Origin of the sequence: Vibrio sp. Isolate30 (assembly GCF_022397975.1) — a bacterium.
Taxonomy (GTDB): Bacteria; Pseudomonadota; Gammaproteobacteria; order Enterobacterales; family Vibrionaceae; genus Vibrio; species Vibrio fortis.
In genome coordinates, this window is the sequence record NZ_JAKEUS010000001.1 from 126103 (window position 1) to 151738 (window position 25636).

The 25636-nt window shown below is 46.2% G+C and carries 20 protein-coding genes; 8 read left to right on the plus strand and 12 right to left on the minus strand.

Translation table 11 applies throughout. The annotated features are described in order from the left end of the window. Nucleotides 1-217: 217 nt before the first annotated feature. From L1D60_RS00605 to puuE, 5 genes are all read right to left on the minus strand, one after another. The gene (locus L1D60_RS00605; RefSeq protein ID WP_239839253.1) at nucleotides 218-1549 is read right to left on the minus strand and encodes a urate hydroxylase PuuD; all 1332 of its coding nucleotides are present in this window, start codon (nucleotides 1547-1549) and stop codon (nucleotides 218-220) included. 14 nt (nucleotides 1550-1563) lie between these two features. Continuing rightward, a complete protein-coding gene (locus tag L1D60_RS00610; protein WP_239839254.1) occupies nucleotides 1564-2124 on the minus strand; it encodes an ureidoglycolate lyase in 561 nt (186 codons plus the stop codon). A gap of 14 nt (nucleotides 2125-2138) precedes the next feature. Then, nucleotides 2139-3125 (minus strand): allantoicase, encoded by a 987-nt coding sequence (gene alc, locus L1D60_RS00615; protein ID WP_239839255.1) that lies wholly within the window; start codon nucleotides 3123-3125, stop codon nucleotides 2139-2141. 123 nt (nucleotides 3126-3248) lie between these two features. Beyond that, the gene (gene uraD, locus L1D60_RS00620) at nucleotides 3249-3764 is read right to left on the minus strand and encodes a 2-oxo-4-hydroxy-4-carboxy-5-ureidoimidazoline decarboxylase (protein ID WP_032553523.1); all 516 of its coding nucleotides are present in this window, start codon (nucleotides 3762-3764) and stop codon (nucleotides 3249-3251) included. 74 nt (nucleotides 3765-3838) lie between these two features. Then, a complete protein-coding gene (gene puuE, locus L1D60_RS00625; protein WP_239839256.1) occupies nucleotides 3839-4753 on the minus strand; it encodes an allantoinase PuuE in 915 nt (304 codons plus the stop codon). 398 nt (nucleotides 4754-5151) lie between these two features. On the opposite strand from puuE, the gene uraH reads away from it, so the two are divergent. From uraH to L1D60_RS00655, 6 genes are all read left to right on the plus strand, one after another. Then, nucleotides 5152-5505 carry a hydroxyisourate hydrolase gene (gene uraH / locus L1D60_RS00630; protein ID WP_239839257.1) on the plus strand — a complete coding sequence of 118 codons (354 nt, stop codon included), beginning with the start codon at nucleotides 5152-5154 and terminating at the stop codon, nucleotides 5503-5505. A gap of 197 nt (nucleotides 5506-5702) precedes the next feature. Beyond that, entirely contained in the window at nucleotides 5703-7046 is a 1344-nt protein-coding gene (locus tag L1D60_RS00635) for an NCS2 family permease (RefSeq protein WP_032553527.1), read from the plus strand. A 228-nt stretch (nucleotides 7047-7274) separates the two neighbouring features. Then, complete coding sequence (locus L1D60_RS00640) at nucleotides 7275-8711, plus strand: solute carrier family 23 protein (protein ID WP_239839258.1); 1437 nt, start codon at nucleotides 7275-7277, stop codon at nucleotides 8709-8711. A gap of 192 nt (nucleotides 8712-8903) precedes the next feature. After that, complete coding sequence (locus L1D60_RS00645; RefSeq protein WP_239839259.1) at nucleotides 8904-10268, plus strand: 8-oxoguanine deaminase; 1365 nt, start codon at nucleotides 8904-8906, stop codon at nucleotides 10266-10268. A gap of 725 nt (nucleotides 10269-10993) precedes the next feature. Next, a complete protein-coding gene (locus L1D60_RS00650; RefSeq protein WP_239839260.1) occupies nucleotides 10994-12232 on the plus strand; it encodes an alpha-xenorhabdolysin family binary toxin subunit A in 1239 nt (412 codons plus the stop codon). A gap of 129 nt (nucleotides 12233-12361) precedes the next feature. Beyond that, entirely contained in the window at nucleotides 12362-14758 is a 2397-nt protein-coding gene (locus L1D60_RS00655; RefSeq protein ID WP_239839261.1) for a hypothetical protein, read from the plus strand. 108 nt (nucleotides 14759-14866) lie between these two features. Here L1D60_RS00655 and L1D60_RS00660 read toward each other — a convergent pair whose 3' ends face one another. The 6 genes from L1D60_RS00660 to gcl form a co-directional block, all read right to left on the minus strand. Then, on the minus strand, nucleotides 14867-16303 hold the full coding sequence (locus L1D60_RS00660; protein ID WP_239839262.1) for an amidohydrolase: 1437 nt from the start codon (nucleotides 16301-16303) through the stop codon (nucleotides 14867-14869). Between the two features lie 283 nt (nucleotides 16304-16586). Further along, on the minus strand, nucleotides 16587-17195 hold the full coding sequence (locus L1D60_RS00665; RefSeq protein ID WP_239839263.1) for a TetR/AcrR family transcriptional regulator: 609 nt from the start codon (nucleotides 17193-17195) through the stop codon (nucleotides 16587-16589). A gap of 134 nt (nucleotides 17196-17329) precedes the next feature. Then, nucleotides 17330-18640, minus strand: a complete 1311-nt coding sequence (locus L1D60_RS00670; RefSeq protein WP_239839264.1) for a glycerate kinase — start codon at nucleotides 18638-18640, stop codon at nucleotides 17330-17332. A 274-nt stretch (nucleotides 18641-18914) separates the two neighbouring features. Further along, the gene (locus L1D60_RS00675) at nucleotides 18915-19811 is read right to left on the minus strand and encodes a 2-hydroxy-3-oxopropionate reductase (RefSeq protein WP_239839265.1); all 897 of its coding nucleotides are present in this window, start codon (nucleotides 19809-19811) and stop codon (nucleotides 18915-18917) included. A 37-nt stretch (nucleotides 19812-19848) separates the two neighbouring features. Next, entirely contained in the window at nucleotides 19849-20625 is a 777-nt protein-coding gene (gene hyi / locus L1D60_RS00680) for a hydroxypyruvate isomerase (protein ID WP_239839266.1), read from the minus strand. Between the two features lie 89 nt (nucleotides 20626-20714). After that, nucleotides 20715-22487, minus strand: coding sequence for a glyoxylate carboligase (gene gcl / locus L1D60_RS00685; protein WP_239839267.1), 1773 nt, complete (start codon nucleotides 22485-22487; stop codon nucleotides 20715-20717). A 314-nt stretch (nucleotides 22488-22801) separates the two neighbouring features. Between gcl and aceB the strand changes: the two genes are divergently transcribed. Both aceB and L1D60_RS00695 read left to right on the plus strand, forming a co-directional pair. Then, on the plus strand, nucleotides 22802-24424 hold the full coding sequence (gene aceB / locus L1D60_RS00690; protein ID WP_239839268.1) for a malate synthase A: 1623 nt from the start codon (nucleotides 22802-22804) through the stop codon (nucleotides 24422-24424). Nucleotides 24425-24516: 92 nt separating this feature from the next. Continuing rightward, nucleotides 24517-24957 (plus strand): heme-binding protein, encoded by a 441-nt coding sequence (locus tag L1D60_RS00695; RefSeq protein WP_032553543.1) that lies wholly within the window; start codon nucleotides 24517-24519, stop codon nucleotides 24955-24957. 138 nt (nucleotides 24958-25095) lie between these two features. Here the strand turns inward: L1D60_RS00695 and L1D60_RS00700 are convergent, their stop codons facing one another. Then, complete coding sequence (locus tag L1D60_RS00700; protein ID WP_239839269.1) at nucleotides 25096-25578, minus strand: MarR family transcriptional regulator; 483 nt, start codon at nucleotides 25576-25578, stop codon at nucleotides 25096-25098. Nucleotides 25579-25636 lie beyond the last annotated feature (58 nt).

Consider the following 25636-nt stretch of genomic DNA (forward strand, 5'->3'; position numbering starts at 1 on the left):
TGAATAAGAGAGTTTCGATAGTAAATATGAATTGCTTTAAGAGTGTAAGCAGCACGTCAAAAAAGAGAGAAATGTCTGACTAAGAAGAGAAAACAAAAAGCCCCGGTATAGGAACCGGGGAAACAGGGTGGGACGAGTTTGGCGCGTGCCCGTGTAACCAAACTCTCCCCAAGCCTCACCTAAGACTCACGCTCTTAGGTAAAGGATTCTGGACAAATTATTGAAGTTTCGCTCCTTGTGCGGCCCAATCACCAATCAGTGCACGTTCGTCGTCTGTCATTTGGGTGAGGTTTCCAAGTGGCATGACTTTCGTAGTAACAGTTTGAGCGATGATTCGCGGTACGTTGGCTTTGATCTCTTCAGGTGTATCTAAGATCACTCCAGCTGGTGCCGCAGCAAAGGCAGCATGAGTTGGTGAAGCTGAGTGACACACCGAACAGCGCTCTTGAATAACCTGGTTGATGGTCTCAAAGCGAATGCCTGCGTCCGACGTTGCTGGAGCACTGGTAGCTGCAGTTTGTTGTGCCTGATCGCCGTTATCAGATTCCACCGCTCCTGCCGCGACTTCCTCTACGACTGGCGCTGCTTGAACATTGCTTTGTACCTGCTCAACCACTGGCGCTTTGGCGACTGGGGTCGGGGTCATCTGCTTTTTCGCGTATGGTGAGGTAACGAACGCAAGCGTGATCATACCGAGAGCTGCCACTGGCACTGTCCAAGCAAATTTTTGACTACCATGTCGGGTATTAAAGTAGTGGCGAACCAAGATACTGAATACCGCCAAACCCGCTAGAATCAACCAGTTGTACTCCGAACCATACGTGCTCGGGAAGTGGTTACTGATCATGATGAACAATACTGGTAGCGTCATATAGTTATTGTGACGAGAACGCAGCAAGCCTTTTGCTGGAAGAGCTGGATCAGGCTCGCGCTTCTCTTCAATCGCTTTCACTAGATTGCGCTGCGCCGGCATGATCACTCGGAATACGTTACCTACCATGATGGTACCGATAATCGCACCAACATGGATGTAAGCACCACGTCCACTGAACACTTGAGTCAAACCGTAGGTTGCAGCCACTAGCAGTACGAACAACACGATACCAAGCAGCACTGGCGTTTTACCTAATGGAGAGTCACACAGTAGGTCGTAGATGAACCAGCCAGCAACAAAAGAACCAATACCAATAGCAATTGCGGTTGTCGAATCAAGGCCAGAGCCCGGTGCAATCAGGTAAATCTCGGCGTTGAGGTAGTAAACAACGCCAAGTAGACACACACCTGTGATCCATGTGAAGTAAGCTTCCCACTTAAACCAGTGCAGGTGCTCTGGCATCTCTGGTGGCGCAAGTTTGTACTTCTCTAGGTGATAGATACCACCACCATGAATTGCCCATAAATCACCAGATAGACCAGTTTTTGGGTTTACTCGGTTTAGGTTGTTTTCAAGCCAAACAAAGTAGAATGATGCGCCGATCCATGCGACACCAACGATCATGTGAATCCAGCGAATCGCCAAATTCAACCATTCTGTAATATGCGGATCCATAATAAACTCCTGTATCACAGCGCATTTTCAACGCGCTGCTCTTCCTTATTGTTGTCCGTCGGCAGGTCTTCCAAGTGCAGTGCCACAAGGTCGCTGTCAAAGTAAACTTCATCACAGTTATGGCCTTCGCCGCCTCTGTCTACAATCAAGAACTGGTCTTGATCAGTAAGCGCGAGAACGGGATGATGCCACACTCCTTTGTGGTAGTTCACGCCTTGACGACCGTTACTAAGAAACGCTCGGCAGCTGGCTAATGTCGGATTTTCGCCCTTTGGCGCGACAACAATTAAATAGGGTTGACCAAGTAATGGAACGAATGCCTGAGAGCCAAGTGGATGACGCTCTAGCATCTCGATAGTCAATGGGTAAGTTAGCGGTGTGGCTTGGAAGATGCTAATGATGGCTTCTCCACCTTGGTCTTGCACATCCGTTGCCGCAAGCTTATGGTAGCGGCGGGTTGACCCATTATTGATCATGAAAAAATCACTGTTATCTGATTCGATAACATCACCAAACTCAGCAAAAGCTTGCTTAGTTAATGGCTCAATCACTAAACGACGTATTCCATTACTCATACTCTTTTCCTTACCTATTTCGCTTTAGTACCAAATAGACGTAAACGGCTAATACCACCATCAGGGAAGATGTTGGCACGTACGTGTGTTACAGCGCCAAGGTCGTTCACTTCGGAAATGAATTCATGAATATTGTGTGCCGAAAGCTTTTGTGCAGGCAGAAGCTCTCGCCAGAATAGGCTTTGTGTTTCAACTTGGTCGTCGGTACCGCCTTTCACGTACGCTGCTTGAATTGAACAGCTATCAGGGAAATTGCCTTTAAAGTGTGCAGTATCGACAACAATACGCTCGATGTTACCCGGGTGGCCTAATGCAACAATCACCCAATCATTGCCCGGTGTACGACGACGTGCGGTTTCCCAACCATCACCCATGTTTTCACCGCGGCCTGGGCCAAGAATGTTCGCTTTGTTACCGTAGTGCTCATCGCTACATGCCAGTGCGCGCCCGCCATGTTCAACCGCAGCAAGATCGATTTGCTGTTGCGCATCAATCGCATCCCAATCAACGCTCGGGCGACCGTAAACGCGCAGACGTGCAACACCACCGTCTGGGTAGATGTTTAGACGCAGGTGGGTAAACACTTGGTCACTTTCAATCGCTTCAAGGTGATGATGGTCGCCTTGCAGACCAATAGAAGGCAGGATCTCTTGCCACTCGGTAGAATCTGTTGGCTCGCCTTGTGGTGAATAGCATGCATCAATCGATGCAGAAGGCGGGAAGTTACCCGTAAAGAATGAAGTATCAATATCAACGCCTGCGATAGTGCCAGCCAAACCAAGGCGAATCACACAGTAGTCATAACCTTCGCCACGTTTACGACGGCTTTCCCAACCGTCCATCCACTTACCATTGTCGTCGTATAGATCATCTTTCCATACTGGCGCGGCGTGGCTAAGTAGGCGGCTTTTATCAGCGAAAAAGTCGTCCGTTGCGAAAGTCGCTTCCGCACCGAGTTTTTCATCTGCAAGGTTTATGTACTGTTCAAATTTATGGGTCATGTCCGTGTAATCCTATGAAATTAATAAAGTAATAATAAAATGAGAACTTCATGTTTCAGCGACTGACTACTCAGAGAGCTGAGGCATCAAGTTGATTCTGAGATAGCTGTTAACTCCGTTAACCTACATATCCCAGAGACGAAACATTGCGATCTTGTTGATCTCTTGAATCGCCGTAGCAAACTCAGTTTCACTATCATTTCCTAATCGCATCTCGAACGACTCAAGAATTTGGTAACGATTGGCTCCCTTTACGGCCATGATAAAAGGGAAGTTGAAGCGACTTTTGTAGCTGTTGTTGTAAGAAGTGAATTTTTCAAATTCTTCGGCGCTGCATTTGTCGATGCCCGCCCCCGCTTGTTCCTTAGTAGACGACTCTGTAAGTTCGCCATTTACTGCTGCTCGACCTGCTAAATCTGGGTGAGCATTGATCAAAGCCAACTGCTTGCCATGATCGGCTTGCAAAAGCGTGGATGCCATCTTCAGGTGAAGATTCTCGATATGATCATCTTCTGCATTCAAGCCTTGGTCATACACCGCTTCAGCAACCCAAGGGCTGTGCTCGTACACATCGGCAAAATGGGCGACAAATTCATCGCGAGCCATTTTGGTGGGTTGGCATGATCGAAATACTGTCACTGTTAGCCTCCTTGCTATTGCTCTCTTTGCTTGTGTTGTTTTTATCGTTGTTAGTTACTACTGCTTTTTATTCACTATCCCGCTTTATACGGATGGTGTTCATGCCAGTGATTGGCAATATCGATACGACGGCATAACCACACGCTGTCGTGTTGTTTTACGTAATCTAGAAAACGTCTCAGCGCCATGATTCGCCCCGGACGCCCCACCAATCGACAATGAAGCCCAACCGACATCATTTTCGGTGCGGTTTCACCTTCCATATAAAGAGCATCAAAGGTGTCTTTCAGGTATTGGAAAAACTGCTCACCAGAGTTAAAGCCCTGCGCCGTCGAAAAGCGCATATCATTGACGTCTAGGGTGTAAGGGATCACCAGTTGTGGGCGGCCAGTCTCGGTATGCCAGTATGGTAGATCGTCGTCATAGGCATCAGAGTCGTACAAAAAGCCACCCTCTTCTGCGACAAGTCGACGCGTATTTGGACCTGTTCGGCCTGTGTACCAGCCGAGCGGGCGTTGACCCGTGACTTGTTGGATGATCTCAATCGCTTTCACCATATGGTCGCGCTCTTCAGACTCATCGATATATTGATAGTCAATCCAGCGGTAACCATGGCTACAGATCTCATGACCTGCTTCGATCATGGCTTTAGCGACATCAGGGTGGCGCTCGATCGCCATCGCAACTGCAAAGACGGTTAATGGGATTTCATATTCATCAAACAGGCGAAGTACACGCCAAACCCCAGCTCGACTACCGTACTCGTAGATCGATTCCATGCTGATGTGACGTTCACCTTTGATCGGTTGTGCTGATGGGATCTCTGAAAGAAATGCTTCTGACTCATCATCACCATGCAATAGACAACGCTCACCGCCTTCTTCGTAGTTCAATACAAAGGAGACCGCGACACGCGCATTACCCGGCCATTGAGGATTTGGAGGGGTCGCTCCATACCCGATCAAATCTCTTGAATAATCCTTATTCATCCAAGTACTCCTAACATTAGTGTTTGGTTTAGTCGCTCATTCACAGGTTTTCTCTATGAGTTGAAAACAACGAGCAACCTCACCCCATACATTCATTGTATACAATTATTTATCTTAATGTAAAGATTTCGTTATTAAAGTTAAATATTGCAACCACAATCATTAAAAAACAATAACTTAATAAACAATGGTGCAAGATTTTATTGGTATCGCACAGACTTGGTGCATAAAAAAACCGACTTAAAGTTAACATTTTTTCTACAATTGGCTTTACTAATTGTATACAGTTCGTTCATAGTTAGTGCTGACAAAGTGAGCAGACATTCATTTTGTCAGGCAAAAAATCGCAGATGAAACACAGCATAAGGACAGGACGCGACAACGCGCCGTGAAGGATTATGGGAAGATTAACAACACATGTTTTAGATACCACCCACGGCCTACCTGGAGCAGAGATCAAGGTAGAGCTATACAAGGTAAACGAAGACTCAACGGAAAAACTGGCGACGGTTGTGACCAACTCAGATGGCAGAACCGACGCACCCATTCTTGCTGGTAACGACTTTGTTCCAGGCAAGTATCAGTTGGTGTTCTATGTGGCAGATTACTATAAGAGCAAAGACATCGAACTTGATGGCGTGCCTTTCTTAGATGATGTCGTGATTCGTTTCGGTCTTGACGACCCAGATGCGCATTACCATGTCCCCCTCTTAGTGTCCCCTTACAGCTTCTCGACATATCGCGGAAGTTAACCCCAAAAAAAGACACATAAAGGAAATTTAGCCGCACTTATTTTTTTTGCTAGGCCTTCGCTAACCCATATCGTCAGCGAGCTTGGTCAGGCTTGTTCGTGCCCAAGAAAGAGAAATCACCTTAAACACATGAAACCTTAATATTGAAATCTCGCTGTATTCAATACATGGATCACAACATAAAAGGACTTGCTGACATGAGTGAGAGTAAAACTGAAATACTCAACCAAGATGCGAATAACGGAATTTTAGAGAAGTTTTTTAAAATTAAGGCCCACGGAAGCAGTGTAAAAAATGAATTGGTTGGTGGCGTGACCACTTTCGCAACCATGGCTTACATCATCTTCGTTAATCCACAGATCATGGCGGCATCCGGCATGGATTCTGGCGCGGTGTTCGTCGCAACCTGTATTGGTGCAGCGATTGGCTGTCTGTTAATGGGGTTATTTGCTAACTGGCCGGTTGGCCTTGCGCCGGGTATGGGCCTCAACGCCTTCTTCTCATTCACTGTGGTGAGTGAAATGGGTTATAGCTGGGAAGTGGCGCTCGGAGCGGTGTTTATCTCTGGTGTGCTATTTGTCGGGATGAGTTTCTACAAGGTTCGTCAATGGATCATAGAGAGCATTCCAGAGAGTTTACGCTACTCCATGACCGCAGGTGTCGGTCTATTCTTAGGGCTTATTGGTCTTAAAACTGCAGGTATTGTCGTCGAAAACCCAGCAACTTTGGTCTCACTAGGTGACTTTACCAAGCCAGAAGCTCTTCTTGCTGCTATCGCATTCCTGATCATCGCAGTACTGAGTGAGCGCAAAGTGTTTGGTGCCGTGCTAATTGGTATTTTGAGCGTCACGCTTATCGGCATGATGTTAGGCCTAGTGCAATACAACGGCTTCTTCGCAGCGCCACCAAGTTTAGCGCCAACCTTTATGGCAATGGACATCGCTGGCGCACTGAACGTGTCTATGATCAGCGTTATCTTAGCCTTCCTTTTTGTCAACATGTTCGACACCGCAGGTACATTGATGGGTGTTGCGGAGCGTGCGCATTTAACCAATCCGGAAACGGGTAAAATTGAAGGACTCAGCAAAGCATTAAAGGCCGACAGTATTTCAAGCGTTGCCGGTGCTTGTGTGGGTTGTCCTCCTGTAACCAGTTACGTTGAGAGTGCAGCCGGTGTTGCGGCAGGTGCTCGTACTGGCCTTTCTGCAATCGTGGTTGGCGCGCTATTCCTCGCTGCAATTTTCCTATCACCACTTGCTGGTATGATCCCAGCGTATGCGACTTCAGGTGCGCTGATCTACGTAGCGTTTGTGATGATGAGCAGCATGCAGCACGTTGACTGGAAAGACTTCACCAACGGTGCACCAGCAGCCATCACCGCTTTGATGATGCCGCTCACTTTCTCAATCGCGAATGGTATTGCGCTTGGCTTTATCACATACACGGTATTAAAGCTGGCAACAGGTAAGACGAAAGATGTCTCTATCTCTATGTATTTCTTAGCGGCTATCTTCATCGCTAAATTGGTGTTCATTGGCTAAGTGACTGTTCATTAGTTAACCGCCATTGAGTCACACACCTTGAGCGCTTGGTTTATCCATCAATCAAGCCAGGCGCTCATATCACTTTTTAAGAAAGCTAATTGTACGGCGCCAATAGCGTGTCTATGCGCTTGTCGTGCACCTTTTTTATGACCCTACGCAGTTTGTAGAAGTCATTGTTTGACTGTCATTCGCTTGTGCACATAAACACAAGCAGAGGAATATCAAATGAAACTTCTGTATACCCTAAATGAAAGACCGCCTCATGGGCTTACCCTCCTACTTGCACTACAACATATGCTTGCCTCTATTGGTGGCATTGTTGCAGTACCATTGATTGTTGGCGCATCCATTGGTTTGCCCAACACTGAAATCGTCTCACTTATTAATGCAGCCTTATTGGCATCGGGAATTGTCACCGTCGCGCAGTGTCTCGGTTTCGGCCCAATTGGTATCCGCTTACCGGTAGTGATGGGCTCTAGCTTCGCCTTCCTCGGCGTAGCAATCTCGATTGGTAATGAAGGTGGCGTGAGCGCAATTATGGGCTCAGCATTGATCGGCTCATTCGTGGTGATTGCAGCCAGTTTTTACATGGATAAGGTGAGAAAACTGTTTCCTACCGTAGTAAGTGGTGTCGTGGTCACCTTGATCGGCTTAACCATTTTACCGGTTGCCATGAACTGGGTCGGAGACTCTCCAGCCAATAGTGAACAATTCGCCACACTCCCGAAACTCTTTCTCGCGTTGGTCTCTTTAGGGATTGTGGTTTGTGTCTCTGTCTACTGTAAAGGCGCTGTCGCTGCATCGGCCATCGTGATCGGGCTTGCTGGCGGCTACATAGTGGCGCTGTCACTTGGCATGGTAAACCTCGACCAAATTAGCTCTGCAGCTTGGATTGGCGGCCCCGAGCCATTCAAATATGGCTTCACATTCTCAATGAGTGCCATCATTAGCATGAGCTTGGTGTACATCGTCGTAATTGCTGAAGCGACGGGCGATTTCATGGCGCTCGGCAATAACTGCCAAACCCAAGTCAGCGGTAAAGATCTAAAACGCGGCCTATTGGGCGATGGCCTCGGTAGCACGCTTTCTTCTATTTTAACCGCAATGCCGTTGGCATCATTCAGCCAAAATGTCGGCATTGTCGGTATCACTGGGGTTGCGAGTCGCTATGTGGTTGCGGCAACGGGTGGCTTACTTATCCTCGGTGGCCTATTTCCAAAACTCGCCGCTATTGCCGTTACTATCCCTAAGCCAGTATTAGGTGGTGTCGGCTTTGTAATGTTCGGAATGATTGCTTACGCAGGTATTCGTATGCTGATAAAGGCGGCGGACACCAAACGAAATGCCCTTGTGATTTGTGTTGGCCTTGCTTCTGGGCTAGCGGTCACGTTCGAACCAAGGCTACTACAACACTTACCTCATGATTTAGCCAACTTCCTACACTCTGGCATTACTACTGGCACCATCATGACCGTACTGCTTAATCTAATTTTGCCGAAGTCATCAAAAGCAGAAGAGCAAGAAGCGCTAGCAGAGAGCCAAGCTCAAGTTCAATTAGAAATCCAAGAACAAGCAGAAATGCACGAGCAGGTAGAGCGAGAAGAGCACGCCGAACTGCAGCAAAAAGAACAAACGGAAACAACGGAAGTAAAAGCAAACTAAAGCGCTTAACCTGGCTAGCGACTTAAGGCTGAACGGCTCAAATAGATAATGAGTAAGTGTGCACTAACATTACTTAAACAGAATACTGCAGTGTGTTGAATCAATACACTGCTTTATCACCCTTATCACTAACAATACAAAACCAAAGACCCTCTTCCCTGAAAAGGCTGAGATGGCTAAGGACTATTATGAATGGAAACCATCTGGATTAAGAATCCACTCGCAATCTACACTGGCTCACAAGCTGATGCCGAAGGCGGGATTGTCATTCAAGGCAATAAAATCATTGAATTGGTAGGTAAACACAAAGAGCCTACCTTACCTGTCGATTATAGCGTTGATGCCTCACGTCATGTTGTCACCCCAGGGCTTATTAACGCCCACCATCACTTCTATCAAACCCTTACTCGTGCCTATCCAGGCGCGCTAAACAAAGAACTCTTCCATTGGCTGCAAAGCCTCTACCCAGTCTGGGCAAACCTTGATGCTGAGATGATGAGCCTAGCAACGGAACTCGCACTCGTTGAGCTCATGATGTCGGGCTGCACCACCGCATCCGATCACCATTATCTACTCCCTAATGGGCTTGAACATGCAATTGATCTGCAAGTCGAAGCCGCCGAGAAGCTCGGTGTTCGAGCTATCTTTACCCGAGGTTCGATGAGTCTAGGAGAAGATGAAGGTGGACTTCCGCCAAGACACACCATTCAGACCGAACAAGTCATCATTGACGATAGCGAGCGCCTGATTCGTGACTACCACCAGCGAGATGAAGGCGCAATGATTCAAATCGCTCTCGCCCCTTGTTCACCATTTTCGGTCACCACTGACTTGATGAAAGAGACCGCTAAGATCAGTGAGCGTGAAAACGTAATGATGCACACTCACCTCTGCGAAACCCTCGATGAAGAGGATTTTTGTATTGAGAAGTTTGGTCTACGACCTGTCGATTATCTTGAAGACGTTGGCTGGCTCAATGATCGAACATGGCTAGCTCATGGTATCCACTTCAACCCTGAAGAGATAAAACGCTTAGGGGCGGCTGGCGTTGGTATTAGCCATTGCCCGACGTCGAATATGATGCTCGCTTCTGGCATCTGCAAAAACAACGACCTTGAAGCTGCAGGCGTAAAAGTGGGTCTCGGCGTTGATGGTTCAGCGTCCAATGATGGCTCCAACATGATTGCCGAAGTACGCATGGCGATGTATCTGCAAAGGCTGCAGTACGGCTCTGCCAATGTCTCACATTTTGATGCACTGCGCTGGGCAACATCCGGTTCCGCACGTGCGATGGGACGCTCTGACATCGGAGCTATTGAGGTTGGTAAACAAGCCGATATCGCTATGTTCAAGCTTGATGATATTCGTTTCTCTGGCAGTCATGATCCGCTCGCCGCACTGCTACTTTGTGGTGCCCAGCAAGCAGATAAAGTCATGGTAGCCGGACAATGGAGAGTGAATGATGGCGCGGTCATCGGTGTGGATATGGAACATCTAATGCACCGCCACCATGCTGCCGCAATGAAACTTGGTAAGTTGGCAATGAAAAACCACTAGCGTCCATCTTTGTCTATCACAGTCTGAGTAGATGACCGTGATAGACAAAGCGATACACATTTCATGCAAACATCTTTATCTTCTGCTTTTATTGCTCACCCTTTCCTGATGAAAGCTTCCCTCAACCATATCTTCATTTATATCTTTTTTGAATATTTCCTACTTTGAAAACGAAAACATAATAATAAACTAATCAAAAACAAACTAATTTAATGAATGCTAATTTACCTTTTCATTAATATAAAGCACGCGCATTATTTGGCACAGATCAAATTTAAAACGATCGTTCTAATTATATATTCATAAAATTAACCAACAGATTTGGTAATAATCACCAAACAATCGATAATTATAGATTTATCACTTAAAGCAACAATGCATAGAATAAAATTCTATTGAGGCCTTTATATTCCTAGCCTGAGAAGAAAAACAGAATAAATGACTTAAATATCACTAAAACCCATAGATCAACAAACGATCAATGTGAATTCAAATATGTGATCTGAATAGAACTTTTCATTATAAATCTGCTATAGATTGAGCGAATCTTATAAAAACAAAATTCACATTAAAGGAGGAAAATTTAAAAACCACATAATTACTACAAGTAATAACAAATAAAAACTATTCAATAACACCTTATAAATATTTAAAAATACCAGAAAAATGGTAGGGGTATTATTGTCTTTGAACAAATCTAATAACAGATCAAGCAGGTTTAAAAAATGAAAAAAATCACTAAGACACTTGTATTATCTTCGATTTCCATTGGGCTACTTTCCTCTTTTGCACTCACTTCTCAAGCAGCCTCAATTCAAATAAACCAAGCGTCGGTTGAACAAAATATACCTCAAGTGACCTACGAAACGATCATTGGTGAGAATGGTGTCTTTATCGATTTAGATACCGACAACTTTATTCTCAAGCAACAAGAGTGGTACCAAATCCAAGCCTATGTAGAGGGTGCATTGGCGCTACCTGTAACTGAAGCGAGTATGAAATCTACGCTCGGCATCCCCAATGATATCCCTTTCTCCAACTTCCAAGCACTCGTTGAACAGTACTCTAATATTCACGATACCGCCTTCTATTGGAAAAAAGACCTCTATCCAAGCATTGTTAACCTCTCATTAAGCTTGTCCAATTACGCACAAATCAAAGACTACATGCTTAAACCGTTAAGTAATGCGCTCAATGAAATGTTAGACAAAGCCTTCTCACCACTACCAGAAGACATTGAAGCTGTTGAGCGCAATAGAAAAATGGCGATTGCTTACCTAAAAAGCCTGCAAAATTTCTCTATGAGATACCAGCAAGAGGTGTCTGATGTAGGCGATAATTTACTGGAGTTTTCTGCCACATTAGACACTCAAAAGCTGCAATTGGATGTGTTGGAAGGCACACATAACGGTTATCTGAGTGATGATGGCAGTGCGTTACAACAGAGAGTGAACGACATAAATGCTCGTATTGCTCAGCTGAATAAAGACTACACTCACTACGTTACTGTCGCTTCAACTGCAGTCACTTATGCTTGGTTCCCGATGGTGGCAGTGCCTATTATGGGTGTATATGGCGACAAAGCAGAGAAGGCACGTAAGCTTCGTAATGAGCTACAAAAAGAGGTGGATGATCTTCAAGATCAATTAACTTACACTCAGAAAATATACAACTCTTACCATCGTTCATCAGAAAGCATCGATATAATTTCTCAGCAGATTGAAAACGCAATTCCACATATTAATGAATTGAAGCTCAACTGGCAGAAAATGAATTCGGATTTCACCTCGTTGCTTGCTGCATTAGATGAAGCTCAGAATAATGCTGACATCATGAAAGATGATGCAATGCTTGGCGCAATAGGCGCTCTAGCCAATACATCGGTAGCCGAAATGAACTGGAATAATATCAGTGAAAAAGCCAAGGCATTTGCAAATAACGCCTATATTCAGAAAATGGAATAGTCTACTTCCAGCTCGATAAAATAATAACCCTAATAAATTAAGCCAAATAATAGAGCCACGCCTTATAACAATAAGGTGCGGCTTCTGCTACCCAAAATTTGGTAATACTCATTTCGACAGGATTTTAATATGAGACTTCTACCTATTGTTATTGCTCTTTCATTTTCTCAACAGGCTTTTGCTAGTGATTGGCTAGAGTTGAATAATTTACCAAACTCCACTGAATACCCAACATGGATTCAATCTGCCTATTCAGAGGTGGGCGTATTAACTCGATCTACATCAGACTTACATATCAACCTTAGTGATTGGATTGCACAGCAGAACCTTTACGTTACCAAACCTTCAAAAATCGTCGTTTTTGCAGATACCATAGAGGTACCTGAGAACTTCAACTTAGTCGTCAATAATCAAAACATCCTCATTTTTGCACGCAAGATTGTTGGTCAAGGCACCCCGACATTTGTGCTTGGGCAACAAGGCTCTGCAGCATCCGTGTCTGTTATCGCGGGAGAGATCGAAACACCAATTAATGTATTGGCCTTCCAAAGTGATGGCAGTATCACCCGAGACGCCGTTTCAGGTGAAGAAGGCAATGGGACGTCTGTGGTATTGGCTGGTTCGCATTATCGAAGAACCACTATCGACTCCAACATTACTGGGCAAATGAAACTGGCATCCGACCCGTTTACCGACATTGTTAATCGCTCTTTTGATATGGCCGCCACTCTATTCGATACGAACCCCGAGCTTAGTCTCGACCTCATCAACTGGATTGAGCAAAGCTTGCGCCACGCTGGTTCCGTCGTTGAGGATGACCCGATTCTTTCTGATCTGTACCTGCAAACCGTCGCTTTCAAACAGTTCATTAGCTTCAGTACCAAAGAGAGCAATTACGTCCCATATCTCGACAAAGTTTTATACCAAGACAAGTATGAGGCGTATCTGAACGCCATGATCGCCTATCAAGCACAATGGGACATTATTCAAGACAGAAATACCGTTATTGAAGACAAGATTGAAGCAGCTAAGTTAGCGCTTGCTAACATTGAGGACGTTCTTAGAGCTCAAAGCTCGATCATCACGCAAACTCAGTCCAACATAGATAAAATCGGTGATAGCCTGACCGAAATCGACGCTCAATACAAAGCACAAGAACTGGTTACCCTTGATGCCAGAACCACCTACCTAGTGGGCGTAGAGAACTGGAAAACGCAACAACAGCTCAATGCCGCTTTAGCGATATTCAAGGCGATAGCGGAAATCGGAAGTGCGGTCAGTGGTGTGTTCACAGGCAATCTTTCTGGAGTGAATGACTTAACCGAGCAGCTAGCAAAAACACCTGAAGCACTGGAAAAGGCAAAGAACCTCGTTACCAACATCAAATCTGTCACTGGCATTATTGATAGTGTGACCAAAACGATTTCTGGTATTTCACAGCTGACTAACGATGTTAAGTCTGTCATCAAATTCCAAAAAATATCGGAAGCGATGGACGGCTTTAACTTTAATATCCCAACACTCAATGAGAGTAATCTTGCATGGGATCTGATGATCAAAGAGATTCGCAGCAATCTCAGATATGCTGATAGCTTAGGTATTAAAGGCGCAAGGCAGTATCTGTTAGAGCTTGAGAAACAAGTCCTACTCGGCAAAGCCATCAACATCACTCAGCTTAACTTTGCCCATGAGCAAGCAAAACTGGTTGACCTGCTATTAACCAATAATGTCACTGTCAATCAACAGCAACGACTGAACGCAGCCATTGATGGTTATCAGCTAGACAGTGCTGGCTTTGAATCCGTTGAACGTGAACTTTCTAGAGTTTTAATGCACTTCAAGCGTCCGATGTACGTTGCTCTATCGAACTATGTTCAAGCATACGAATACTGGGCATTGAAACCAAGCGAGATCACCCCTTCTCTGAACAAGAGCTACCTAGACTATCAATTTGACTTGGCCTCTATCGAAAGTGAGTATGTGAATGCTCTATCTTCATTCCAGCCTGCGCCACAAGACTTCACTATTGATAATTACACCATCTCTAGCCCAGAGCAGTTGGAAAGCTTTGCCAATACAGGGGAATTGAACTTCACGATTCCACTTGAGCAAGTTCAACTCTGTTCATTTGACCGTGTTAGGCTCTCTACCGTTCGAGTGTTCCTTGAAGGTGAAAACTTACCTTACGGCAAGCAACTTAACTTGCGAGTTTCCAGTTCTGGTGCCTATGCTGACCGATACGAGAATCAGGACTACCAGTTCAGTTCTAACCCGGTGTCGCGCGCATTCTACTACCGCCTTGATGATCCAACCACCAATGACGTAAGCATCATCACCGATGGCTCTGTGGCGAATAAGTTTGAGTACGCGTATTTCCAACCAACGCCATTCTCTTCTTGGAATGTCACGCTCAACAACTTTGATAAAACCGACCAAGCCAACAACCAGTACCTTAAAGATGTCGAACAGATTCGTGTCGAGTTCCTCGGTAGTGGTATCCCCAATGGCAACAGTTGTTCTCATTAAAGACAGCCTGTTTTTGACCAGAAAAACTTAGGTTCTCACACGAGAGCACACTAAAAAGGCCGACGAATTGTCGGCCTTATTTGTTCAATCTTAGGTTCAGGCTAAGACCTAATCCATCAAACTCTTTGACTTAATGGCCTTCTTCGCCAACTCCTTCGCAAACTCAGCAATGTCGGCTTCGAATTCATCCACGCTTTGGCGGATGTCATCCAGTTGTACCGTCTGCATCACGCGATTTTCCATCACGATTTGACCGTTAACGATCGTCGTATCGATGTTGCTTGGGTTCGCTTGATAAACCAAGGTTGCGTAAGGGTCATAGCTTGGCATCATGTTCGCCGACTGCGTTTCTACAATCACGATATCCGCTTTTTTACCGACTTCCAATGAACCGATTTGGTCTTCCATATGCAGAGCCTTGGCACCGCCTAGAGTCGCCATCTCGATCACTTGTTCAGGGATCATAATGGTACGGTCTGAGTGCTTTAAGCGCTGCATGTTTGCTGCGTAGCTAAGAGTGCGCATGATATCCACTTGGTTAGAGCTCATTGGGCCGTCGGTACCCAAACCTACTCGCATATCCGCGCGGTACATATCCCATGCAGGAGCAATGCCGGTCGCCCCTTTAGCGTTCGCCATTGGATTGTAAGCGATACCAGCGTCAGCCTGTTTTAAAAGCCTCTGATCGTTCTCTGACAAGTGAATACCGTGAGCAATCACGACACGCTCATCGAGTACGCCGATTTCATCCATGTACTCCACTGGTGAACTTGCTGTTGTTTCATCTTTAATGCGTTTTTCTTCATTAGGGAATTCAGCAACATGAATCAACACAGGCACATCGTATTGAGCAGACAATTTATTGATTTCCTGTAGCTTATCTTTGCTCACGGTGTAGACGGCGTGTGGCGCATAAGCTGGCGTGATCAAATCATCATTCTGGTACGCTTCGATGAACCCTTTTGCGTAATCAATGCCACCATAAGGTTCTTTCGCATCAACAACCGGGAACTTAATGACCGTTTCGCCAAGCACAGCACGCAGACCAACCTCTTTGGTTGCCTTGGCCATCTCATCCATGTGGTAATACATATCGGCATACGTTGTGACACCACTTTGTGCCAATTCAATACTGCCTAGTTTGGTCGCATTATAGATAAGCTCTCGACTCAGTTTTTCTGCTTCAAGCGGAAAGAAGTAGGCAAAAAGACGATTCGAGATCCCCTCTTCTCCCAATCCACGAAATGCAATCATAGGAAGGTGGTTGTGAGCGTTGATCATACCAGGCATGACGATACCGTCTTGAGCATCGATCACTTTCTCCGCGCGATATTGAGTCAACAGCTCTTCACTACCAACCGCGATGATCTGGTCGTCTTTCACCACGACAACCCCATCATCAATCACGTCCTTAGTCGCGTTAATCGTCAACACTTGGCCATTAGTAATCAATAAGTCTGCGTTGTAATCGTTGGTCGCCACAGTCGAGCCACAGCCAGTTAACAGAACGGCGCTAATCGTGTATGCCAAGCTTTTGAGAGTCATCAGTGTACCTTAAGTTGTGCGTCCATTTATAGAGAGCGATAGCCCCTTGATAAAACAAAGTAGCTTGCCTGCGAGATTTCACTACTTTCTATTTTTGATGGCGGATATGACCTTGCCATTAAATAAAACGACATACTAAATCGAGTCGAGCGGATAATGAAATCGGTTATTGCACAGCAAATCACAATTATGGAAATACGAGGCGCAATCACTGCAATTGAATATCTTGAGGCCAATATGAAAAAGACCTGCAATTGCAGGCCTTGTATGAAACTGAAACAGCTTAGCTTTTTACGCCACACCCTTTTATCACCAACTGTGTGATGAACTTAGCGGCGTCTTCATAATCTTGGTCATCAAGTTGATCTTTCTTCATCACACTGCAAATCTGCCAACCAAAATCCGCATAGGTTTGCGTGGCCGCCCAGATGGTGAACATTAGGTGATGTGCAGGCACGTCATCCATCAGCCCTTGTGCTGACCAAGTAGCGAACTTATCGATGATCATCTGAGACTGTTTATAAAGCTCATCACCAATCTCTTTTGGCAAAACCTTAGCGCCCGACATCACTTCATTGGCAAAAACCTTAGAAGCGTGTGGGTGATCACGAGAGATGATTAACTTAGTTTGAATGTATTGAGACAGTGCTTCGACAGGATCATCGAGCTCTTCAATTGGGCGCGAGGCTTCCAACAACGGTTGCGTCACTGACTCTAACACTGCGTTATAGAGCTTATCTTTTGAACTGAAGTAATAGAACACGTTAGGCTTGGGAATATCGGCAGCTTTGGCGATATCAACCATCTTTGTCGCTGCATAGCCGTGCGTCGCGAATTGCTCACACGCCACTTGAATGATTAAGTCTTGGTTCTTCTGCCTGATCTTAGACATATCATATCCCTACAACCGATTGATTTAGCTTTAGTGTCCTTCGCGATACAAATAACTTTGGCCGCCCCTTTATTGTGCATGAGACGGCCAATCGATTGGTTCATATATTTTAATAAATGAGAGGGAGGTTAACTTTAAAGTATCAAAATCGCTCGAAAGTCATTCACGTTGGTCAATGTTGGCCCCGTCGTAAGCAACACATCGACCTTATCAAAGAAGGCATAGCTGTTGTTGGCATCTAAATAGGATTCCGCTTTTAAAGACAGTGCCTCACTCTGATGCCACGTGTTTGGTGTGATCCAAGCCCCCGCGTTATCTTCAACTCCATCAATACCGTCGGTATCTGCCGCTAATGCGTAGATGTTGTCATACCCTTTCAGCTCATTAAACAGGCTCAACAAAAACTCACAGTTGCGCCCGCCTCGACCATTCCCTTTTACCGTTACGGTCGTTTCCCCTCCTGAGAGCAATACGCAAGGCGTCTCAAAAGGGTGCTGTCGGCTAGCCACTTGTTTCGCGAGCGCGGCGTGAACCTTGGCCACCTCCCTTGCTTCACCCTCAATACAATCACTCAAAATATACGCGGGAATGCCAAGTCCTTCCGCTTCTGCAGCGGCAGACTCTAACGCAGACATCGGAGTCGCAATAATATGGTGTTCAGCGGTCTTCCAACACGAATCATCGGGTTTGATGGTCTCTGATTCGGGGCTATTAAGCCATTCGAATACTGACGCTGGCAGATCAATTCGATAACGCTCTAAGATAGCGAGCGCATCAAAACGAGTCGTGGTATCTGGAACGGTTGGGCCTGATGCAATCACACTGATGTCGTCACCGGGTACATCTGAGATAGCCAATGAAACCACTTTGGCAGGGTACGCTGCTTTGGCGAGACGCCCACCTTTGATTAGCGATAGGTGTTTACGAACACAGTTCATCTCATCAATTGCTGCGCCAGACTTCAGCAGCGCTTTATTAATCTGCTGCTTCTCGGCAAGGCTAATATCTCCACCAGGCAAACTCAGTAACGCAGAACCACCGCCCGACAACAAACAGATCACGGTGTCATCTGCACTTAAGTTATTCACCAGTTTCAACATTCGCTGGCTCACTTCTAATCCCATTTGATCAGGTACTGGGTGCGCCGCTTCAATCACTTCAATATGCTCACAAGGCGCGGTATGTTCGTAACGAGTCACCACTAAACCTTCGAGCTCTCTTAGTGCTAAGTCTTGTTTTTTCTTGTCACGCCACACGGCTTCTAACTCTGCAGCCATCGACGCCGCCGCTTTTCCGGCGCCAATCACCACAGTACGTCCAGCCTGATTAGAGGAGCGGTAAAAAATCGACTCCGAAAGAAATGGTTCTATGTGGTTTCGCGGCAGCGCTTCATTAACTGCGCTCGAAAAGAGGGTATGTAAAAACTGTTTAGCATCGATGTCCATCAGCCACTCCTTAGTCGACGGAAGAAAAAAGAACCCTAATACAAGGACACAGGTGCCTGCTAAGAAATAAGTTGGAAAGGAACAACTTCAACCTTCACCTTATATTAGGGACGCGCATAAAAGGAGACGAAACTACGCGATTTATAAACAAACTGCTTGAGCCTGTGGGCTTGGCCGCCCACCCTGGAGAAGTGGCAGCCTAAGTTCGTTACTCTGGTTTCATGAACCATGCATTCAATACCAGAGTAACGAATAGATTTACCCAAGATGGGTACTATCGGATTGAGTGATCCGAACGTTTTTCAATGGCTTGGATAAGAGCTGAGTGGTCCCAACCTTCACCACCCATCTCGGCACACTCATCAAATAGCTGCTGAGCAGTGGCCGTGTTCGGTAGCGCGACGCCAAGTTCTTCGGCACCAGTCAGTGCAAGGTTTAGGTCTTTCTGATGCAGCGAGATTCTAAAACCCGGGTCAAATGTGCCTTCAACCATACGCTCGCCATGTACTTCTAAGATCTTAGAGTTTGCGAAGCCCCCTAATAGCGCCTGACGAACGCGAGCAGGATCTGCGCCCGCTTTAGAAGCAAATACTAGCGCCTCGGAGACAGCTTCAATATTCAGCGCCACGATGATTTGGTTGGCAACTTTACAGGTTTGGCCTGCGCCATTATCACCCACTAAGGTGATGTTCTTACCCATCACTTCAAATAGAGGTCGCGCCTTATCAAAAGCCGCCTGTTCACCACCAACCATAATGGTCAGTGTCGCATTGATAGCACCCACTTCACCCCCTGATACCGGAGCATCAAGATAAGCTGCACCACCTTCATTAATTCGGGCAGCAATCGCTTTAGTCGCGATAGGCGAGATCGAGCTCATATCAATCACCAGCTTTCCAGCCGCACCACCTGCAATAAGGCCTTGCTCTACCCCATTGTCACCAAACAGAACATCTTCAACTTGAGGTGTGTTTGGCACCATTAGAATGATCACATCGGCCTGTTCAGCCACTTCTGCTGGCGAGTGATAAACCGCAGCACCAGCAGCGACAAGATCAGCAGGCGCCGGATTGAAATGATCTGAAAGAAGGATTTCATGGCCAGCTTTTTGAAGGTTGCTTGCCATTGGTTTTCCCATGATACCTGTACCAATAAATGCAATTTTAGACATGTTGTTCTCCTTAACGTTTTAAGATAACCAGACGCAATTAACGGTACTGGTGCAGCCAACCAAGGCCTTCTGTTGTTGTCGTTTTCGGTTTGTATTCGCAGCCAACCCAGCCTTGGTAGCCAAGCTCATCAAGGTAGTTGAGAACAAATGGGTAGTTGATCTCCCCAGTTCCTGGTTCATGACGTCCTGGGTTGTCAGCCAACTGAACGTGCGCTATTTGGCCGATGTTCTGTTGCATGGTTGGCGTAAGATCGCCTTCCATAATCTGCATGTGGTAAATGTCATATTGAATCGAAAGGTTATCGCTCCCGACTTCTTTAATAATGGCTTTCGCTTGTTCCGTGGTATTGAGGAAGAAACCCGGGATATCGCGCGTATTGATCGCCTCAATCACTAAACTGATCCCTTCAGCTGCCAATGCGTTTGCCGCGTAGTGAAGGTTAATCACAAACGCAGAATGCGCGTCTTGTGGTGTAACACCTTGAGGCACGATACCCGCTAAGCAGTTCACCTGTTTGCAACCTAAGGCCTTGGCGTAGGCGATGGCTTTTGGCACACCTGCTTGGAACTCTTCCACTCTTGCTGGGTCGACCGCTATCCCGCGATCACCGGCATCCCAATCGCCCGCAGGTAGGTTAAACAACACCTGTTCTAGATTGTTCTCAACCAACTTCTGCTTGATCGCTTGCGCATCAAAGGCATATGGGAATAGATATTCGACCCCTTGAAAGCCTGCGTCGGCCGCTGCTTCAAAACGATCCATAAAATCAACTTCGGTGAATAGCATTGACAAATTAGCCGCAAATTTCGCCATGACTCTGTCCTTCTTATCTGGTTTCTTAGGGCACGAGTTTTGTACCCATTGATGCTCCGCTAAGCTCTTATGGGCTTAACGGAGACATATTATTTGTGTGCAAGCGCTGTCGGTGCGTCTGCGCGAGTCTCCGCTAGTGGCTCAAACTCGTTAATGGCATTGATCTCAACACCCATCGAAATGTTGGTCACTCGCTCAAGGATCAACTCCACAACCACCGGTACCTTATGCTTATTCATGAGCGCTTTAGCTTGCTCAAAAGCAGCTGCAATTTGCTCTGGTTCACGAACTCGAATTGCTTTACAACCCAAGCCTTCGACAACAGCAACATGGTCTACGCCGTAGCCTTCAAGCTCTGGCGCATTCTGATTATCAAATGCCAGCTGTACGCAGTAATCGATATCAAACTGACGCTGCGCTTGACGAATCAAACCTAGGTAAGAGTTGTTCACCAACACATGGATATAAGGAAGATTAAACTGTGCACCTACCGCCAACTCTTCAATCATGAACTGGAAGTCGTAGTCACCAGAGATAGCCACGATGTCACGATTTGGATCCGCTGCACGAACGCCTAGTGCCGCAGGTGTTGTCCAACCCAGCGGGCCCGCCTGACCACAGTTGATCCAGTGACGCGGCTTATACACATGTAGGAACTGAGCAGCAGCAATCTGCGATAGACCTATCGTGCTTACGTAACAGGTGTCGCGACCAAAGGCTTTGTTCATCTCTTCATAGACGCGCATCGGCTTCATTGGCGCTTCTTCGAAATTGGTTTTGCGTAGCATGGTAGCCTTGCGCTGCTGACACTCACCCGCCCAATCACTTCGATTTGGCAGCTTGCCTGCATCGCGCCACTCTCGAGCGACTTCAACCATCAGCTCCAGTGCCGATTTAGCATCAGAGACAATGCCTAAATCCGGGCAGAACACGCGGCCAATTTGGGTTGGTTCAATATCAACATGCACGAATTTTCGACCTTCGGTGTACACATCCACAGAACCGGTGTGACGGTTTGCCCAGCGGTTACCAACACCGAAAACAAAATCCGAGTTCAGCATGGTTTCATTACCATAGCGATGGGAGGTCTGTAGCCCTACCATACCGGCCATTAATTCATGGTCGTCTGGAATCGAACCCCACCCCATTAGCGTTGGAATAACAGGAACGCCTGTGATCTCTGCAAACTGTTGAAGCAATTCAGAAGCACCTGCGTTGATCACGCCGCCACCAGAGACAATCAATGGTTTCTCCGCTTGCGCCATCATAGCGAGGGCTTTTTCAACCTGCTGTCTGGTTGCTGTTGGCTTGTATGGCTCTAGCGGTTCGTAAGAGTCAATATCAAACTCAATTTCTGCCAACTGAACATCTAGCGGCAGATCAATTAGAACTGGGCCAGGTCGGCCAGAACGCATTAAATGAAACGCTTTTTGAAACGCGCGAGGCACTTGCGCTGGTTCGAGTACCGTGGTCGCCCACTTAGTAACAGGCTGAGCGATGGATTCAATATCTACCGCTTGAAAGTCCTCTTTGTGCAGCCTTGCTCGTGGAGCCTGACCTGTAATACATAAGATAGGAATAGAGTCAGCCGATGCTGAATATAGACCGGTGATCATATCCGTTCCCGCAGGGCCAGAAGTACCGATACAGACACCAATATTATCCTGATTGGTTCGCGTGTATCCCTCCGCCATATGCGAAGCGCCTTCTACATGACGAGCCAGAACGTGATCAATACCACCAAGCTTTTTCATCGCCGCATACATTGGGTTAATCGCTGCGCCGGGAACACCAAATGCGATATCGACTCCTTCACGTTTAAGCACTTCAACCGCTGCTTCAATCGCTTTCATAATTGCCATTCGAACCTCCAGTTCAGATTGTATACAATTAAACAAACTTTTGTATACTATGAGTCATTCTCAGCATTTATCAAGTCCGATCTGAAACATTTTCATTACATCAAACGCGCGTTTTAAGTGAGCACTAACCCCTAAAAGCTTACAATTCATTGCTTTACATAAAATATCTTTACATAAAAATAAATTTCAGATTTTTCAAATGATAATTAATTGTTAAATAGGCTTTGATTGTTTACAGTTTTTGCCATATAAATAAACTTAAAAATAGAATTTTGTATACAAAATGACATCGTATTGTTCAAAGGAGACAGACAATGATGAATGACGTAAAAGAGAGAGAAGAGGCTTTGTGTATGCAGGTACTTGGCAATATGGACAACGCTGAGTACAAAAAGATCCTGTCTAAAGATGCTTTGATCTTCTTAGAAGCACTGGTGAAAAAGTTTGGAGAACGCCGTCAGAACCTGCTAACTGACCGCGAGACAAAACAAGCACAATTCGATGCGGGTGCGTTGCCTAACTTCAGAGAGGATACTGCGTCAATTCGTGACGACAAAACGTGGAAGGTTGCGACACCACCGCCAGAACTATTAGACCGCCGCGTTGAGATCACCGGTCCTATTGAACGTAAAATGGTCATCAATGCGCTAAACTCCGGCGCCAAAGTTTTCATGTGTTGCTTTGAAGACGCCTCATCTCCAACCTGGGAGAACATGGTCGACGGTCAAATCAATCTAAGAGATGCCAACCTCGGCACCATCAGTTACTACGATGAAAAGAAACAGAAGAACTACCAGCTGGTGAATAACCCTGCGCTGCTGATCGCGCGACCACGTGGTATTCACCTTCCAGAGCAGTCTATCCAGTTTAATAACCAACCTATAGCGGGCTGCTTAATGGATTTCGCTCTCTACTTTTTCCATAACTATCAATCACGAGCAGAACAAGGCTTGGGTGTGTACTACTACATTCCAAAACTTGAGAGCATGGAAGAAGCACAATGGTGGGACGATATCTTCAGCTTTACCGAACAATACTTCAACGTACCAAAAGGCACGATTCGAGCAACGGTACTGATTGAAACACTGCCTGCTGTATTCCAGATGGATGAGATCCTTTATGCGATGCGTGACCACATTGTTGCAATGAACTGTGGCCGTTGGGACTACATTTTCAGCTACATCAAAACATTAAAGAACCATCAAGATCGTATTCTGCCTGATCGCCACGGCATCGGCATGGATCAAGAGTTTCTTAACGCTTATAGCCAGCTGCTGGTACGTACCTGTCACGCTCGTGGTGCACTGGCAATGGGCGGCATGTCGGCTTTCATCCCCGCGAAAGATCCAGCAGAAATGGAGCGCGTTACAGCCAAGGTTATTGAAGACAAACAACGAGAATCTAAAAACGGTCACGATGGGACTTGGGTAGCACACCCAGCACTGGTTGATCTTGCGATGTCAGAATTCGACAAGCACCTAGACGGTAAGGTCAATCAGATCGATTTCCAAAGCCCACAACACGAGATCAATGCAGAACTACTGTTAAAACCTTGTGAGGGAACGCGCGACGAAGCTGGCGTGCGCAAGAACATTCGCATCGCTCTCTACTACATCGAGGCATGGATTCAGGGTCATGGTTGTGTACCAATTTATGGACTGATGGAAGATGCCGCTACAGCAGAGATTTCAAGAGCCAATATTTGGCAATGGATCCACCACGGCGTCACGCTAGACGATGGCCAAACCTTTACCAAAGAACTCTTCCACTCTTGGCTATACCAAGAATTAGATACCATTAAACAAGAAGTCGGAGAGCCGCGCTATGCTGCAGGTCGATTCGAAGAGACAGCCGATCTCTTCTATCAACTGTCTACAGCAGAAGCGTTCGCCGCCTTCCTAACTTTACCCAGCTATGGGCTGCTACAAGCGTCATGACCTGACGCTTGGCCAACTTGAACTCGTATCGCTTTAATCCTTAAACGAACCGAGAACAAGTTGGTTTAAGCCCCTGAAAAACAGGAGATAACATGGGAAGTTTGACTCTACAACAAGCGCTAACCATCATAGATGGAACCTTTAAAGCAGGCAGAAAGATTCATACCGAGCCTCTGACCGTCGCGGTTTTAGACAGCGGTGGCAAGCTCATCTCTCTGCAGCGTCAAGACGGCTCTAGCATGATGCGACCAGACATCGCGATTGCTAAAGCTTGGGGAGCACTCGCACTGGGTTGCTCATCCAGAAAACTCGCCCAAGATGCAGATAACAGACCAGCATTTATCTCCGCAGTCAATGTGCTCGCACATGGAAATATGGTACCTGTACCTGGGGGGCTGCTCATTCGAGATAAGGATAGAACCGTGCTCGGTGCCATTGGCGTCAGTGGCGATATCTCAGACATTGACGAAAGCTGTGCGATTAATGGCATTGGTTGTGCAGACCTTTACAGCGATGAGATGCTGCAAGCCTAATCGCATACCTATTTGTTGTGTTACCCATAAACAGGTATCTACACACCAACAAAAAAACCGAAGCACTGAGCTTCGGTTTTTCATTTTAACTTGGTGGCAATCATTAGACAGCGATCAATATTGACATGCAACAAGCGCTTATTCGTATGCGCTTAACCATGTTTTGAGCAGTTGATTGGTATTCTTCTTCTGACTCGCTGACAGGGTTTTCACCAATTTCTTCTGCATCTCAACATGCTCAGTCATCATTTCGTCAATGAGCGTTAATCCGCTTTTGGTCAACTTAACACTGACACTGCGACGGTCTTCTTTACTGTGCTCACGGCTGATGAGCCCCTTGGCTTCTAACTTATCTAATCGGTTAGTCATTGCACCAGAGGTCAGCATCATAGAACCAATCAGTTCTGATGGGGTGAGTCGATAAGGCTTGCCCGAACGTCGCAAGGTCGCTAATACATCAAACTCTCCAAGCTTCATATCATACTGTTTATGAAGGTCGGCAACTTGTGTCTCCATGTATTTGGCGATACGCATTACTCGGCCCATAATCGCCATCGGTTCTGTTTCTAGGTCAGGCTTTTCCTTTGCCCATTGCTCTACTACGCGGTCAATAGCATCCATTTGCAATCACGCTCCGTTATTAGTCTTAGTTGCTTCAAACTAGTTTAACATAAAGATA